This is a genomic window from Endozoicomonas ascidiicola, assembly GCF_001646945.1.
Classification (GTDB): Bacteria; Pseudomonadota; Gammaproteobacteria; order Pseudomonadales; family Endozoicomonadaceae; genus Endozoicomonas; species Endozoicomonas ascidiicola.
This window is the reverse complement of sequence record NZ_LUTV01000006.1, coordinates 429560-445942: the sequence shown is the minus strand read 5'-3', so window position 1 is coordinate 445942 and position 16383 is coordinate 429560. Positions and strand designations below refer to the sequence as shown.

Genomic DNA, 16383 nt, shown 5'->3' with positions numbered 1-16383 from the left:
TCAGTGAACCTGTTCCTGCTTGCTGGAGGTTTTCACCGTAATCGTGCCGGTGGTGATGTTCAGGTCAACAACGGTTGGGGTGACCTTACCGCCAGCGCGCACCTTTTGCAGACCTTGAACAATAATATGTTCGCCGGTTTTTAAGCCGGATTTGACTACCCACATGGCATTGATCCGTCGACCCAATTCAACCTGGCGGCTCTCGACCGTATTGTCTGGTTTGACCACCAGAACAAAGAAGCCGGTTTGATTTTGTTGAACGGAGGCTTGAGGGATCAGGGGCAGCAATGTTTTTTCTTTGCTTTCAGCCTGCAGGGTGACATAAAGGCCTGGCAGAATAATGCCCTGAGGATTAGGGAAAGACGCTCGCAGCGTCAGTGTGCCCATGGTTTGGTCTACTTGGGTGTCCGCAAAGCTGAAGGTGCCTGGCTGGTTATATTCTTTGCCGTTGGGGAGTTTCAGCGTCAGATCAAAACTGCCTTTGTCTTCTAATGGAGAGTCCTCAACTAATGAAGAGCCCTCAGCTAATGAAGAACCTTCAACTTGTGAGCCAGCAGATCTAGCATCTGGGTCTTCAGATAGATGGCTGACCAACTGTCGTTCATCCACCTGAAAAGTGACGTATATAGGATCCATGCTGGTAAGTGTGGCCAGTGGTTCGCTGCTTGGTCCGACCAGGTTACCAACACTGTAGGTGGATTTTCCGATCTCACCTTTGAAGGGCGCTGTGATGCGGGTATAACCCAGATTCAATCGGGCTGATTCAAGGCTCGCCTTTGCTGATTCTACGGAGGCCAGCGCTTGAGCTTCAGTGCTGGTCTGCAGATCGAAATCGGACTGGCTGATAGCGCCTTTTTTCACCAGATCTTTACCCCGTTCAAGGTTCTTACGGGCGTTGGTCAGGCTGGCACGACTACTGGCCAATTGCGCTTCTGCGCCTTTGAGCGTTGCTTCAAACGGTGCACGGTCAATTTCATAAAGCAGCTGATCTTTTTCAACCATACCGCCTTCCACAAAATTCCGCTTTACCAGAAAACCTTCGACCCGGGCACGAATATCAACGGTGTTAACAGCTTCAGAGCGGCCTACGTATTCGTAGTAATCACCCACTTCCTGTTCAACAACGTTGTAAACCGATACAGCCGGAGGCGGCATTTGCGCATGTTGGGATTTCTGATCATCGCCACAGCCTGCCAGCAAAAGAAACGATGTTGCCAGTGCGCTTAGGGGCAGCCATTTGCGTGGGGTGAAATGCGAAATTTTTTTGATCATTGATAGCTCCATAAAGGGTTATTTCTCAACAACCCACTTAGCCGCCAGCAGGGTGGCCGATCGCTAAAGGACAAAATTGTTCTATCCTGCCATTGCACACTGCACATATATGTAAACAACGGAGGTGTATAAGTGACACCTGTTGTGGGGGAGGGGTGTGCATGGCAATTAAATAGGTACTGAATTGCAAAGTGCGAAGGATAGTAGGTGTTTTGTTCCACTATCGCTATGTGGAAAACCGAAGTTGGCAAATTGTTTACGGAGCTAGTGCCTATTGCGCAGGACTTTACACTGCTTTTACCGGATCTATTTACCCAGTTGATATGTGAGTCCATAAACTGAAATGGCATTAAAAAGAGGGGTGACAAACCAGTGAAACATGAACTTCACTGGTTCAGCAGATTGGTTACAGGATAGCAACTCACAGGTGATTTGCGTAAAAAGTCCTTTTACCGTTGTTGGCGTTACCCTCTGGCTATTCCCCTACAGACATCGCAAGCTGTACCATTGCCCCGTCTCCCCCGGCGGGGGCTTTTTTTACAGGAGCATTTTTTCCTATGAATGCAATGAGCAAAACCGATGGCAAGCTGTTGCTGATTGATGATGATATTGAACTCTGTGAGTTGCTGATCGAGTATCTGGCTACCGAAGGGTTCACTGTTACTGCGGTTCATGACGGCGAAGCCGGTGTTGCCGCGGCATTGTCCGGTGATCAGGATCTGGTGCTGCTGGATGTCACTCTGCCCAAACTGAATGGCTTTGATGCGTTGAAACAAATTCGACAGCAGTCCAATACGCCTGTCATGATGCTGACCGCCCGTGGTGACGACGTGGATCGAATTATCGGCCTGGAATTCGGTGCGGATGATTACCTGCCAAAACCCTACAATCACCGGGAGTTGGTGGCCAGAATAAAGGCCATTCTGCGCCGTGGCCGTACGCCGCTGATTCCAGAAGGCACCAGCAAAACCCTGCAGATTGATGATATCGCGCTGAATCTGGCCAATCGTGAAGCGGCTATTTCCGGCGAACCTCTGGAGCTAACCGCCACGGAATTTTTGGTATTAAAAACGCTGATTGAAAAAGCCGGTGAGTTGATCTCCCGGGACGACCTCACTCAGATCGCATTGAACCGCAAACTGACTCTGTATGATCGTGCCATCGATATGCACGTGAGTAATGTGCGCAAGAAAATCGGCACCCGCCCAGACGGCAGTCCGAGAATTAAAACCGTTCGTGGTTCCGGCTACTTTTACATTCTGCCATGAAATTGTTTTCCGCTATGCGGCGGCTTCGTATTTTACGACTGCGTATTCCCGGGCTGGAAATTTGGCAATGGCATAGCCTTTTCTGGAAAATCTTTCTCTGGTTCTGGTTGACCATGATCGCCATGTTGGTGACGCTGTTTCTCGCGTTTGCGGTCACCGTTGATCCTTCTGATTTTCTGTCCGAACGGCGGGCATTGCATCAGGAGCTGGAGATAGCAGCCAAGAAAATGGAGTTACTCTCCAGAACCTCTGTGCATTTGCCGATCCCACATTTTCCTGGCAGCGGGTACTACCTTTTTGATACGGAAGGGAATGTACTGGGAAGCGCTTCGATTTCTGAAGAGTTGATTTCAGCCTACAACAAAACCCGAGATAAGCAGGATCCGACCATCACTTTTCGAAGTGGTGTTGTGGTGGTTGGCCCGAAACGTATTACTCTGAATGCTGCGCCTTATGAGTTGTATCTGACCAAAGAAATGCCGGTTCTGGTACATTGGCGGGTGAAACAGGTAATTGCCAGTCGCTGGCCGTTAATTGTTCTGGCGCTTGGTGTCAGCTTCTTTTTGTGCGTGATTCTGGCCCGCTATCTGGTCGGTCCGATTCGTAACTTGCAAAGAGCATCAAGGCGATTGGCCCGCGGTGATCTTGAAGCCCGGGTAGGTGGCAAAGTTGCCCATCGTAAAGATGAGCTGGGTGAGCTGGCTCGAGACTTTGACCATATGGCAGAGCAGGTTGGATCGCTGGTGTTTGCCAAAGAGCGATTGCTCCGGGATGTGTCCCACGAGCTGCGATCGCCATTGACTCGATTGCAGATTTCTTTGGCGCTGGCTCGACGTAAGACGCCAGAGGCAGAAGCTGAACATGCACGCATAGAACGGGAAATTGAACGGCTGGATCAATTGATTGGTCAGATTATTCACTTCTCCCGGATTCAGCATAATGTTGCCAATATGGCCTGTGAGAAAACATCGCTGGAAAACATCGTGAAAACGCTGGTGGATGATGGTGATTTCGAAGCGCAGGCCTATGAGAAAGCCGTCGTGTTAAAAGCGTCGTCGGATATATCGTTGGTGGCGGTACGTGAATTCCTTTCCAGTGCCATTGAAAACATTATTCGCAATGCTATTCGATTTACACCCCAAGACTCGGAGGTTGAGGTCTATCTTCTCAGGGAGAATGGTTCTGCTGTTATCAAGATACGTGATTATGGGCCAGGCGTTCCTGAGTCTGCGTTGACTGATCTCTTCGAACCCTTTTTTCGGGTGGATGAAACCCGGGGCAAAGAGAATGACGGTACGGGGCTTGGCATGGCCATCGCCAGCAGCGCAGTGACTCAACACAATGGCAGTATTGTTGCACGTAATGCTAACCCCGGATTGGAGGTCACTATTCGATTGCCTTTGAGAAATGGTCTGAGTGTCTGAACCTCATTCATGGGATGTGTCGCCAGCAGAATTGAGAGCTCTGCAAACGACACTGGCCCGACAAGTTATCCAGTCTGATGACTTGCCCACTGTGAACAAGGTTGCCGGTGTCGATGTCGGATTCGAAGACAGTGGCAGAATAACCCGGGCAGCAGTGGCGGTATTATCGTTTCCGGAGCTTGAACTGCTAGATTACAGCATTGCACGGGTTCCAACGTGTATACCGTATGTTCCCGGGTTGCTTTCGTTTCGTGAGTGCCCGGCAATTTTGGCAGCGCTGGAGCAACTGCGCAGTTCACCGGATTTGCTGTTATGTGATGGTCAGGGTATTGCCCATCCCAGGCGGTTGGGTGTGGCCTGTCATTTGGGTGTGCTCACAGGGCTACCAACGATTGGTGTTGCTAAGAGTCGTTTATGTGGAAACAGCCAGCCACTGGCTGAAGAAAAAGGTGCCAGGGAAATCTTATGGGACAGAACGAAGGGCAAAGAAGACATCATTGGCACTGTGTTGCGTACCCGAACCGGTGTGCGTCCGCTGTATATCAGTGTGGGTCATCGAATATCGTTAACGACGGCGGTGCATTATGTTGAATCGTGTCTTACTCGCTACCGGTTGCCAGAAACTATTCGCTGGGCCGATGCGTTGGCTTCCAACCGTGGGCAGGCGCTCCACAAGGCAAACCAACGTCTTGGCAGGTGATGGGTTAGTGAAACTGCTGTTTAGTGGTCTGGCCTTACTTTTGGCGGGTTGTTCATCCAGTGATCGGGTGTCGTTTAATCAGGAGTCATTGCAAGCGTTGGTGAATAACGGATTTCTATCACCGCAGATCTGCACCATGGATATGATGCCGGTGATGAATGTCCAGTTGTATCTGGAAACCCCTCAGGTTTTCCTTCAGGGTGACAGTAAACCATTAATGTTTCATATTAACGGTAAGCTGGATGCGGATGTGTTTGGCGGTGTTGTCATGGAAAAAGTTCCGCTTCAGATCAGTGGCTTTACCCAGTTGAAGTATTCACCGGAAGATCAAACCATTCATATGGATCAGATTGAGTTTATGGAAGCCAATCTGGACTTGGAAGTGGCGATTTTCAAAGCGGTAATTATTGAAAGTTTTCAAAAAGCACTGCACAACAAGCTGGTCAATGTACCGTTGATCTCACTGCACAATAATCAGGAATTGGCTACCCGATTAGATAGCTGGTCAGAAAAGTGGGGCAGCGTTGCTTTTGATGTTCAGGATGGGGCGCTGATTATTGAACCTGAGAAGACAGATAAGAAGGGTGATGATTCATCAGGTTGAATCTTAAAATTGCTTAGTCTCCTTGGACGATGAGCGCCCTACAGGCTCCGGTCATTATCTTTGTAAATATGACCTGTGAGCCGAACATGAACGTATCCAATCCGAACGAATCGTTGAAAGAACAAATGCTTCAGTCAATGCGTCGTCTGGCCAGTTCCGTGACCATCATTTCTACCGCTAACGGGCAGCAGCGTCACGCCATGGCCGCAACAGCGGTGACTTCTCTTTCAATGGACCCTCCCGCACTTTTGGTGTGTGTTAATCGCTCAACGGCAATGCATGACTTGCTTGAAGAAGGCAGAGATTTTTGTGTGAATATTCTCAGTCGTGAGCAGGAAGCAGTATCGGTGATGTGTGGCGGTAAAGCCCATGGCGAGGATCGTTTTTTAACCGGGAACTGGCAGGAAAACAGGGGTGGAATTCCTTTTCTCTCTGATGCTCAGTCGGTGCTTGTTTGTCAGCAAGATGGTAAGTACGACTATGGCACACATACTATTTACATTGGTCGAATTAATGAGATTCAAAACAGTCATGAAGTGAATCCTCTGATTTATGTGGATGGTCGTTATACGACATCTGAACACAAATCCTCTAAGCAGAGTGTTGCTGCCTGAATATAAAAATAATGACTAATACAGTACAACTACAGGAATAAAGTATGAGCAGTTCAGAGGCACCGGCGCAGGAGACATCAACCGATCAGCGCTACCATCGTCTGGAAGTAACTGCCGTCATCGAAGAAACCCATGACAGCAAGTCAATCGTGTTCAACATTCCAGAGGATAAAAAGGCAAAGTTTGCCTATCTCCCCGGACAATTTCTCACTTTAAAGGTGCCATACGATGGTAAGCAGTTAACCCGCTGTTACTCTCTGGCCAGTTCACCTCATAGAGACTCAGAGCATAAGGTAACCATCAAGCGTGTTGTTGATGGTCGTATATCCAATTGGATTAATGATTACGTAAAGGCCGGTGATCAGATAGAGGTGATGACGCCAGCGGGTTTGTTCTGCCTGAATGATAAAACGCCCGCTGGGGATATTGTGCTTTTTGGTGGCGGCTCCGGGATTACACCGGTGTTTTCCATTCTGAAATCGGCGTTGGAAACAACGGATAGAAAGATAAAATTGATTTACGCAAATCGCGATGATCGATCAGTTATTTTCAAAGATGAGTTGAAGGCGATTGCTGCCGAACATATTGATCGTCTGGAAGTGGTGCATATTCTCGATTCAGTCCATGGCTTTCTGACGCAGCCCATGGTTTGTCAGTTGATGGACGGGTATCGACATGGTGAATACTTCATTTGTGGCCCTGGCCCATTTATGGATACGGTTGAGTCAGCGCTCATCGGGCTGGGTGAGCCTGAAGATCGCATTCATACTGAACGATTTGTCTCACCTCCAGATCCTGATCAGGCGGAGGCTGTTGTCCAACAGGCAAAAGCAGCGGCGGAAAGTTCTAATACCGTTCAGTTTGAGGCCGTGCTGGACGGTGAAACCTATGAAATCCCATACGAAAAAGGGGATACATTGTTGGAGGCTTTGTATAAAGCCGAGCTTGAGCCCCCCGCTTCTTGTGAAGAAGGTATGTGTGGCGCCTGTATGTGTACCGTAGAACGTGGTGAAACCCAGCTTGCTCAGAATGATGTGTTATCCGATAAAGAGCTGGAAAAAGGTTGGACTCTGGCTTGTCAGGCGAGGCCGTTAAGTAACGATGTGAAAGTTAAATTTCCTGATTAAAGGGTGAGCAAGTACAGATGCTGTAACCTCGTTCCCATGCTCTGAGATTGTCGCGAAACCCTTCAATCCTGGCTCCCATACATTTATGCCCTTTGGGTATTGCGTGGGAGCCGGAATTCCTGATGTTTGGGGTATGCATTCCCACGCTGAAACATGGGAACGAGTTGGTTGAGAATTTTTGCGATCACCTTATTCAGTGGGCCGCATGTGCCTATGCTGAACCATAGACGACTCTAATCAAGGCACTTCACTGTAGATAATCTTAAACCCTTCTGTGATAAATGGTGAGAAGGGGAAGTAGACATGATGCTTTGAAAAATCCTCAAGCAAGTCATAACGGAAACTGGATAGAATAAAGTCCGGTGGTTCAGGTCGCCATTCTCCACCTTGTTTCCTAAATGTCAGTATTTCTGAGCGGTTCTCGTGGCCTGTATTGTATGAATCCGGAAAGATGGCGGTCACTGTGACAATGTCACCTTCAACATTGGAGTTTACTGTCAGTTCAGGTGAAACGTTGATCTCATAGGGGCGAGTGATACCAACATTCAATTTGGATTTGGAAACAATTCGGCTAAAAAAGTCCGAAGGGGACAGTGTTCGTGCAGCGCCTTTGCCTTCTGGGAAAATGTGATTAAACACCTTGCCTTCAGCGTGAGATAAGACCTGATGTTTTAATAGATTCAGGGAGTCCTTTGGGAAAAAATCGGTGAACTCTTGAAAGTTAAATGTATTTAACTTTTCGAACATCTGCATGATGGTTGATTTAAGGGCGTCTTTTTCATAGTCATCCAGCTGCTCTTCATATTCTCTGGATATCGCCTGATTTGAAATCGCTGATGGTTTTTGATGATTGACGGCTTTGTCAGTATAACCATAGGCGCTGTTGTTAGCGGTTATTAGCATGACCGTTGATAAGGCTATCGCGTTTAAATATCTCTTCATAATGGTTTACCAATGATGGCTTGGCAGATTGAACCTTTGGAGTATAGGCAGTCCTGCGACGGGTGAGGGTTAAATTTCTCAGCGAGAGCATGAATGTCTCAGTGTGTTCTATCAATCACATTGCTCTAACCATAAACAACCGACAAAGTTCATATATCTGGTTCAGTTCAGCGGTTCAGTTCAGCAATAACGTTTGATCAGAATAGTGGAAACAAGGCAATCGTTCGTATGGACGATTACCTTGCCCTTTGTTTCAGGCCACATTAGTCAGCAATAAAAATCATAAGAGATGCTGGCAATGGAGTTTGCTTTTACTGAAGAGCAGGCAATGATCCGTGAGTCTGCTGCAGGCTATTTACAAAATATTTCAACATCAGCAGGCGTTCGCCGTGTGATGTCTACAGAGCAGGGCTATGACTCTGAGGTTTGGTCTGGACTCTGCAGAGATATGTACTGGCAGGCGCTGCATATACCGGAAGCTTATGGTGGCCTCGGGCTCGGTTATGTGGAGCTGGCGATCATTCTGGAAGAGATGGGCAAAAGATTGTTTTGCTCACCGTTCTTTTCGACCGTTGCCCTTGGTGTTAATGCCCTGCTGGTTGTTGCCAGCGAAGAGCAGAAACAGCGTTGGTTACCCGAGATCGCTGAAGGACGTTCAACGGTTTCTCTGGGCTTTATATCCAGTGAGGATATTCAAGCAAACCGGCAATGGGGCTCTGCGAGTGTGCAGGCTCATGCCCGTAAAGAGGGCGATGGTTATGTGCTTTCGGGGAGTTGGCATTATGTGCCAGATGGACATACAGCGAATGTATTGATTCTGGCGGCAAGAGAGAAAGGCGTTTCAACAGAAAATGGCATTCGGCTGTTTGTTATCGCCGGAGATCAGGAAGGCGTCAATAGACAGTGGACGCCAACCATGGATCAGACGCGTAAACTGGCGAGAGTCGATGTTGATGGTTTGTTTGTCAGTGCTGATTGCTGTCTTGGCGGTGAGGAAAGTGCTGGCTGGCCAACCTTGGAAAAGGTACTGCAATTGTCGTCCATTGCCTCTGCTGCAGAGCAACTTGGTGGTGCCCGGCAGGTGATGGATCTCACCATTGATTACACTCAGGAAAGAGTTCAGTTCAATCGCCCTATCGCCAGCTTTCAGGCCATTAAGCATCGAGCCGCGGATATGATGTTGCAGGTTGAGTGTGCAACGTCTGCCGTTTATTACGCCGCCTGTGTGGCGGATGAATACCTCTCTGAACGGTCAAGCACTGTAGGCGATTCATCGAAAATCAGTGATGAGTTGTTGCAAGCCGCTTCTCTGGCGAAAGCCTATTGTTCCGATACCTTTTTCCATTGTGCTGCAGAATCCATTCAGCTCCACGGCGGTGTTGGATTCACCTGGGAATATGATCCCCATCTGTACTTCAAGCGCGCTCGATCTTCAGAGCAATTTCTTGGTGCTGGTGACTTGCATCGTGAGCGAATCGCCAGTCAGTTGCTGGATAGCTCTGCAGCAAGGAGCGATGTATGAAAATCAGTTTCAGCCCGGAAGATGAAGTATTTCGCAGGGAGGTTGCGGATTGGCTTAAAGAGAACTTGCGCGGTGAATTTGAGCAGCTGCGCTTTCGAGGTGGACCCGGTGATGAACATAGGTATCCCGAAGAGCGAAAGCAATGGGAACAGCATATGGCACAGGCTGGCTGGCTTTGTGTTGGCTGGCCGCAAGATTATGGTGGACGTGGGTTGTCTATCAATCAGCAGGTTATCTTCAATGAAGAATATGCCCGTGCGGGTGGTCCCGGTCATATGGGGCATATTGGCGAAGGGTTAGCTGGGCCAACGATTATTGCCTTTGGCACCGAAGAGCAGAAGCAGCGATTTCTCCCGGGTATCGTAAACGGCACGGAATATTGGTGTCAGGGCTACTCTGAACCAAGCGCTGGTTCAGATCTGGCAAATGTGAAAACCCGGGCGGTATTGAATGCAGAACAAGGACGGTGGGAGATTCATGGGCAAAAGGTATGGACTTCATTAGCCCATGAGGCGGATTGGTGTTTTGTCATTGCCCGAACTGAACCGGGTAGCCAAGGGCATAAAGGGCTTTCATTTTTACTGGTGCCCATGGATCAGATGGGAGTCACTGTACAACCTATTGAACAGTTGACGGGTACTTCTGAATTTAATGAAGTGTTTTTTGACCAGGCGGTGACAGATGCTGCCAATATTATTGGCAAGCCCGGTGATGGTTGGAAAATAGCCATGGCGTTACTGGGGTTTGAACGAGGGGTATCAACGCTTGGTCAGCAAATGCAGTTCAAGAATGAGCTGGATGACATTATCCGTGTGGCAAAAACCAATGGCGCTGCTGAAGACCCTGCTATACGACAAAGAATTGCTGATGCATGGATTGGCCTGCGGATTATGCGCTACAACGCATTACGTATGCTTTCCGGTGAGCAGGATGGGGCTCTGCGACAGGAAGCAATGATTTATAAACTGCACTGGGCAACCTGGCATGCAGAACTGGGCAAATTGGCAATGGATGTTCTTGGGCCTGAAGCCGAGCTACTGGATAAAAGCCCTTATGAGCTGACTCGTTTGCAATCGCTGTTTCTATTCACTCGCTCCGACACCATTTATGGCGGCAGTAACGAAATACAGAAAAACATAATCGCAGAGCGTGCTCTGGGTATGCCGAAAGAACCCAAAATAACGCGTTAATTACAATAACAACATCGGGAGTAAAGTTATGTTGAACCCGGAATATGTTCAGGGGCATCAGCTACTGAAAGGGAAGTCCGTATTAATTACTGCAGCGGCAGGTGCAGGTATTGGTTTTTCTGCGGCACTGAGAGCAGCAGAAGAAGGTTGTCGTGCATTGATGATCAGCGATATTCACGATGGACGTTTGAATGACGCTGCAGAAAAAATCAAAGCAGCCACTGGCCTCAAAGCCATTTACACAAAGGTGTGTAATGTCACAGATGAGTCTCAGGTTCAGGCGTTGGTTGCAGAAGCAGAAGAGCAAATGCAAGGCGTGGATGTGTTGATTAATAACGCAGGTCTTGGTGGCTCAAAGCTGATTGTTGAGATGGAAGATGCGGAGTGGAACCGTGTATTGGATGTCACGTTGACGGGCACCATGCGCATGACTCGGGCAATCTTGCCAAAAATGATAGCTAGAAAACAGGGCGTTATCGTGAACAACGCTTCAGTGCTGGGCTGGCGCGCGCAAAAAGAACAAGCGCATTATGCCGCCGCAAAAGCCGGCGTAATGGCATTAACCCGGTGCTCAGCATTGGAGGCGGCGGAGCACGGCATCCGCATAAATGCCGTCAGCCCTAGTATCGCCCTTCATGATTTTCTTCGTAAGTCAGCCCCACAGGATTTGCTGGAGCAGCTGGCATCAAAAGAAGCCTTTGGTCGTGCAGCGGAGGTTTGGGAAATTGCCAATATCATGATGTTCCTCGCCAGTGATTACAGTTCCTATATGGCTGGAGAAGTGATTTCTGCCAGTAGTCAGAGGGCGTAGTAATGACGACCATTTTCAAAACGCCTTATGAGTTGAAAGATAAAGTAGGGCAAGTGCTGGGTGAAAGTCAGTGGCTGACTATTGATCAGGATCGTATCAACCTGTTTGCGGAAGCAACCGGCGATCATCAATGGATTCACGTTGATCCTGCGCGGGCAAAAGAAGGGCCGTTTGGTGCCTGCATTGCCCATGGTTACTTGACGCTATCTCTGGTGAATCTATTTTTGCCGGAGATTATGGATGTTCAGGGTATCAGCATGGGTGTGAACTATGGCACGGATAAAATTCGATTTCCAAACAGTGTCATAGTCGGCTCCAAAGTGCGCGGTGTTGGTGAGTTAATTAAAGTAGAAGAGGTAAAGGGCGGACTTCAATCAACGGTTCGTGTAACGGTTGAGATTGAAAATGAAGCCCGGCCGGCCTGTGTCGTAGACACTATTTCCCGCTATTACCCTAGGGTCTATTGACGTTTCGTTGCGTGCTCAGCGGATCATGCCCGAGGGTATAAGGGACACCCTGAACCGCCCTTCGGGTGACTCAGAAAAACGCCACCCGCTTTGTCAGGCTTGCTTGGCGTAGAATGACTACGCACGGCGCAACCCTTTCGCGCGGTTGACGTTTTTCTGAGCCACTGAGACTCGCAACAAAACGTCAATAGACCCTAAATAAAAAAACAACGCATACAGGAATAAAAATAATGAAAGATGCTGTTATTGTTTCAACGGCTCGAACCGCGATCGGGAAAGCGTTTCGAGGTGCATTTAATGACACCGAAGCACCGGCCATGGGTGGGCATGTTGTTCGTGAAGCGGTCAAGCGTGCGGGTATCGAAGCCGGTGAAGTGGATGATGTGTTGATTGGCGCAGCCGCACAACAGGGCACCCAGTCTTATAACCTTGGTCGTTTATGTGCCATTGCTGGTGGTTTGCCTGCTTCGGTTCCGGGTATGGCAATGGAGCGACAATGTTCTTCTGGCTTGATGACCATTGCCACTGCCGCAAAAAGTATTATGTGTGATGAGCTGGATATTGCGGTTGCTGGTGGGCTTGAATCCATTTCACTGGTGCAAAATAAGCACAAAAATACCTATCGAAATGTTTCGACGACAGTAACTGGATATGATCCTGAAGCGTATATGCCAATGATTGAAACGGCTGAAGTGGTGGCTGAGAGGTATGGGATTTCCCGGGAAGCGCAGGATGAATACAGCCTGCAAAGTCAGTTAAGAACCGCCAGAGCGCAGGAGCTTGGGTTGTTTTCAGATGAAATTGTTCCAATGACATCGGTGAAAAGTGTATTTAATAAAGAGACGAAAGAAGTCACCTATGAAGAGGTGCTACTGAACCGAGATGAATGTAACCGACCTGGCGCAACACTGGAAAGCTTAAACAGCTTACAGCCGGTCTGGAAAGAGGGTCGTAGAATTAAAGAAGGGCGTTTTATTACTGCGGGTAATGCTTCTCAGTTGTCGGATGGTGCATCGGCTTCTGTACTGATGAGCAACAAATTGGCTGAACAGAAAGGGCTTGAGCCACTGGGTATTTATCGTGGCCTTGCGGTGGCGGGTTGCGCTTCTGATGAAATGGGAATTGGTCCTGTTTTTGCCATTCCAAAGTTGCTGAAGCGGCATGGATTGAAAATGGACGACATTGGCTTATGGGAATTGAACGAAGCCTTTGCCTGTCAGGTCATTTATTGTCGTGACCAATTGGGCATTCCTGATGAGAACTTGAATGTGAATGGTGGAGCCATTGCGATTGGTCATCCATTTGGTATGTCCGGCGCCCGTATGGTGGGCCATGCGTTATTGGAAGGTAAGCGTCGTGGCGTGAAGTACGTGGTTACTACCATGTGCATTGGTGGTGGGATGGGGGCTGCCGGGCTGTTTGAAATTATTTGATGCACGTAGTCGAAACTTTTGTATGTGGTTGTAGTCATAATTACACCAAATAAGAAGTTTCGATTTCATGAATATTAATACTAAATTGGAAAGTTCCTGTAACCAGTCCGCTCCTGCAGGTACGCAGGAGGTTTCTTCAGGTTCAGTATATTCAGAGTTCAAATGTTTCGATAGGGAACTAGGAGTAGTTAGCCCACAAGAAATACAGCCTTTGTTTAAGCCTGTTAATGGTTTATCGAACTACTATGGCTTCTGTGCCAAGCCGGATGTGTACTTTGATTCTGGAAATAAAGCTGCTCATATTGAAAATATCAGCAGCAGAAAAATTCTGACTTTATCGGATGTAAAACAAGATGAAAGCTGTGTTGTTCAAGAAAGGCATCATAGTTTGAGTGCTCGGGTGCAAAACAGGAGAAAGCAACAGTTCTCTGAGTACACATTGCGGAATATAGAATCGCCTTGTTTTATATGGGAGCCTGGCAGTGATAGTGATATTGGTAGCGATAAAGACAAAAATGAGTTGGATGGTCAGTGGAAGAATACAAGTAGTTGTCGCCCTTTTCTTTCAACGAGCAGAACAGAGTTGGAATTACGGCAAAGGGCATTAAATGGTAATTCAGATACTGAAACAGTGAAGGTTAAGCCTCCCAAAGTCCCAAAAATTGAGCCTTCTACTATTACTGTGAGCAGTGGAAGTGGTTATTTTGATTCATCAGTTGATAGGGTTATAGATAGTACAAGTACTATCTATAAAAAGACTGGTAGTTGGACTGCAGAAGAAGACCAATGCTTAAGAAGTGCAGTCAAAAATCATGGCAGTCGTTGGTCTAAAGTCGCTCAGGAAGTGCCGGGCAGGATAGGTAAACAGTGCCGTGAACGCTGGACAAGCCAGCTTTCTAGCGAAATTAAACATGGCTACTGGTCTCCAGAAGAAGACAAGCAGATTACAGGTTTTGTTGCAAAGCGTGGGACAAGGTGGGCTGAGCTCGCCAGAGAAATGCCTGGCAGGACTGACAATGCTATAAAAAATCACTGGTATACAACGCTTAAAAGAAAGCAGGAGGCTGGGGTAGCTCAGCATTATCTATGTTCCGTTGATAATAATGTTGATCTGAGACAACAGACCGGCTTAGATGAGAGTGACTCTGACTTCTTGATCCTTAAAGGTTCAGTTCAGGATGGGAAATTGTGCTTTGACCATTTTACAAATGGTCAAAGCCGCTTGCTTTCCGTTACCTTCATTGAATTGAATCGATGTAAGGAGCAGTGACATTGTCATTCGTTTTTCTCATGTGCATTCAAAAACGAAGGTTTCTCGCCTCCACCGTGTACTGTGATATCCGCACCGGTGACATAAGATGCAAGAGGAGAAGCTAAATAAAGGCAGGTGTCACCGATATCGCTGGGGTTTGCCATCCGTTGTAATGGAATCGTTTTTGCTACATTTGAAATACCTTCTTCGTCCCCATAATGAAGATGTGACTGCTCCGTCCGGATCAGTCCGGCAGTCACAGCATTAACCCGCACTTTCGGCGCCCATTCCACCGCCAAAGATTGAGAAAGGTTTAATAATCCGGCTTTTGCAGCACCGTACGCGGCGGTGCCTGGCGATGGTCTTTTAGCACTTACACTACAGATATTGATTATGTTTCCACCCTCAGCCTGCTTCTGCATGACCGCATTAGCTTTTTGACAGAGGTTCAAGGGAGCGATCAGGTTTAATCTAAGAATAGATTCAGAAAACCGTGGGGAAACAGTCGCCGCATCCGCATGGGGTGCTCCACCGGCATTATTGACCAATACATCCAGGCGGCCAAATTGTTCGATGATTGAGTGAGTTAGCGTATCGACTTGCTCGAGGTCGCGGACATCACAGGAGAAGAAGGTTGCAGTATTAATATTTCCGTTTTGATCTTTTGCTGCTGGTAGTTCTTCTGGCTCCCTCCGACCACAGATAACGACACTGGCTCCCTGTTCGAGATAGCGTTCAGAAATTCCTTTACCAACACCTTTACCACCGCCGGTGACAAGTACTACTTTGCCTGAAAAATCCAATGGGTTGTTCATTCGACATCCTGCCTTGATCTCTAAATATCGTTGTAGAGATGTTACTGATTCGTTTTCGGGCTGTATTAGTCTTGTTGGACGATGAGACTGTACCGTGCCATTGGAAGAATGCTTGTAACTGGAAATTTCAATAAGAAGAATAAGAGTACAATGGATAATCAGAGCAGAGTGAAGTATGGCGATGAGCTTTATAGGGCTCTTACGACAGGAAAAACCGTTGAACCATTAACCAGCCGTGAGACCGATATCACGGTAGAAGATGCGTATCACATTTCCCTTTATGTGGTTAAACGACGGGTAGAGTCTGGAGATCGGGTTATTGGGAAAAAGATTGGTGTGACCTCCAAAGCGGTTCAAGACATGCTCAATGTACACCAGCCGGATTTTGGTTTTATCACAGAAGAGATGTGGTTCAAAAACGGTGACACCATTTCTTGCTCAGATAATAAGTTAATTCAACCCCGTGCAGAAGGGGAAATTGCGTTTAAATTGAAACAAGATTTGGTTGGTCCAGGCATCACAGAACAGGATGTTCTGGAGGCAACAGAATGTGTCATGCCTTGCTTCGAAATCGTAGACTCACGGATTCATAACTGGCAAATCAATATTCAGGACACGGTGGCAGATAACGCTTCCTGCGGAGTGTTTGTATTGGGGGATACGGAGGTTGACCCAGCAACTATCGACCTGCCATCAGCACAAATGAAAGTCTATAAAAATGGTCAGTTAATCAGCGAAGGTTTGGGTTCCGCGGTTCAAGGTAATCCTTTGACTGCCGTCGCCTGGTTAGCAAATACCCTCGGTGAATTTGGTATTCCCTTCAAAGCGGGGGAAATTATTCTTTCCGGTTCTCTGGTGCCTCTTGAACCTGTGCAGGCGGGGGATGTTATGGAACTCGAGATTGAAGGCCTTGGCCGATCTGCGGTGTCGTTTGGAGAATAA

The 16383-nt window shown here is 47.8% G+C and carries 16 protein-coding genes; 13 read left to right on the top strand and 3 right to left on the bottom strand.

Going from position 1 to position 16383, the window contains the following annotated elements; genetic code table 11:
* Positions 1-1272, bottom strand: a complete 1272-nt coding sequence (locus tag AKL11_RS18865; RefSeq protein WP_095210520.1) for an efflux RND transporter periplasmic adaptor subunit — start codon at positions 1270-1272, stop codon at positions 1-3.
* A 557-nt stretch (positions 1273-1829) separates the two neighbouring features.
* Here AKL11_RS18865 and AKL11_RS18860 point away from each other — a divergent pair.
* The 6 genes from AKL11_RS18860 (at position 1830) to AKL11_RS18835 (ending at position 7009) form a co-directional block, all read left to right on the top strand.
* A complete protein-coding gene (locus AKL11_RS18860) occupies positions 1830-2540 on the top strand; it encodes a response regulator (RefSeq protein WP_342669740.1) in 711 nt (236 codons plus the stop codon).
* Entirely contained in the window at positions 2537-3964 is a 1428-nt protein-coding gene (locus AKL11_RS18855) for an ATP-binding protein (protein ID WP_095210519.1), read from the top strand. The genes AKL11_RS18860 and AKL11_RS18855 overlap by 4 nt, the downstream gene beginning before the upstream one ends.
* Positions 3957-4664, top strand: a complete 708-nt coding sequence (gene nfi / locus AKL11_RS18850) for a deoxyribonuclease V (protein ID WP_067520356.1) — start codon at positions 3957-3959, stop codon at positions 4662-4664. The genes AKL11_RS18855 and nfi overlap by 8 nt, the downstream gene beginning before the upstream one ends.
* Before the next feature lie 7 nt (positions 4665-4671).
* Positions 4672-5268 (top strand): hypothetical protein, encoded by a 597-nt coding sequence (locus tag AKL11_RS18845; RefSeq protein WP_157673661.1) that lies wholly within the window; start codon positions 4672-4674, stop codon positions 5266-5268.
* 86 nt (positions 5269-5354) lie between these two features.
* Entirely contained in the window at positions 5355-5882 is a 528-nt protein-coding gene (locus AKL11_RS18840; protein ID WP_067520624.1) for a flavin reductase family protein, read from the top strand.
* Between the two features lie 44 nt (positions 5883-5926).
* Entirely contained in the window at positions 5927-7009 is a 1083-nt protein-coding gene (locus tag AKL11_RS18835) for a ferredoxin--NADP reductase (protein ID WP_067520352.1), read from the top strand.
* Positions 7010-7246: 237 nt separating this feature from the next.
* On the opposite strand, the gene AKL11_RS18830 is transcribed toward AKL11_RS18835, so the two are convergent.
* Entirely contained in the window at positions 7247-7951 is a 705-nt protein-coding gene (locus AKL11_RS18830; RefSeq protein ID WP_157673660.1) for a hypothetical protein, read from the bottom strand.
* Between the two features lie 298 nt (positions 7952-8249).
* On the opposite strand from AKL11_RS18830, the gene AKL11_RS18825 reads away from it, so the two are divergent.
* From AKL11_RS18825 to AKL11_RS18800, 6 genes are all read left to right on the top strand, one after another.
* The gene (locus AKL11_RS18825) at positions 8250-9473 is read left to right on the top strand and encodes an acyl-CoA dehydrogenase family protein (RefSeq protein ID WP_067520621.1); all 1224 of its coding nucleotides are present in this window, start codon (positions 8250-8252) and stop codon (positions 9471-9473) included.
* Complete coding sequence (locus AKL11_RS18820) at positions 9470-10663, top strand: acyl-CoA dehydrogenase family protein (RefSeq protein WP_067520348.1); 1194 nt, start codon at positions 9470-9472, stop codon at positions 10661-10663. Before AKL11_RS18825 ends, AKL11_RS18820 begins: the two co-directional genes overlap by 4 nt.
* 28 nt (positions 10664-10691) lie before the next feature.
* Positions 10692-11474, top strand: coding sequence for an SDR family oxidoreductase (locus AKL11_RS18815; protein ID WP_067520346.1), 783 nt, complete (start codon positions 10692-10694; stop codon positions 11472-11474).
* 2 nt (positions 11475-11476) lie between these two features.
* A complete protein-coding gene (locus AKL11_RS18810) occupies positions 11477-11941 on the top strand; it encodes a MaoC family dehydratase (RefSeq protein ID WP_067520344.1) in 465 nt (154 codons plus the stop codon).
* Positions 11942-12171: 230 nt separating this feature from the next.
* A complete protein-coding gene (locus AKL11_RS18805; protein WP_067520342.1) occupies positions 12172-13374 on the top strand; it encodes an acetyl-CoA C-acyltransferase in 1203 nt (400 codons plus the stop codon).
* Between the two features lie 67 nt (positions 13375-13441).
* Positions 13442-14644, top strand: coding sequence for a Myb-like DNA-binding domain-containing protein (locus AKL11_RS18800; RefSeq protein ID WP_067520340.1), 1203 nt, complete (start codon positions 13442-13444; stop codon positions 14642-14644).
* 5 nt (positions 14645-14649) lie between these two features.
* Here AKL11_RS18800 and AKL11_RS18795 read toward each other — a convergent pair whose 3' ends face one another.
* The gene (locus tag AKL11_RS18795) at positions 14650-15441 is read right to left on the bottom strand and encodes an SDR family oxidoreductase (protein ID WP_067520338.1); all 792 of its coding nucleotides are present in this window, start codon (positions 15439-15441) and stop codon (positions 14650-14652) included.
* 150 nt (positions 15442-15591) lie between these two features.
* On the opposite strand from AKL11_RS18795, the gene AKL11_RS18790 reads away from it, so the two are divergent.
* Positions 15592-16383 carry a fumarylacetoacetate hydrolase family protein gene (locus tag AKL11_RS18790; RefSeq protein ID WP_067520336.1) on the top strand — a complete coding sequence of 264 codons (792 nt, stop codon included), beginning with the start codon at positions 15592-15594 and terminating at the stop codon, positions 16381-16383.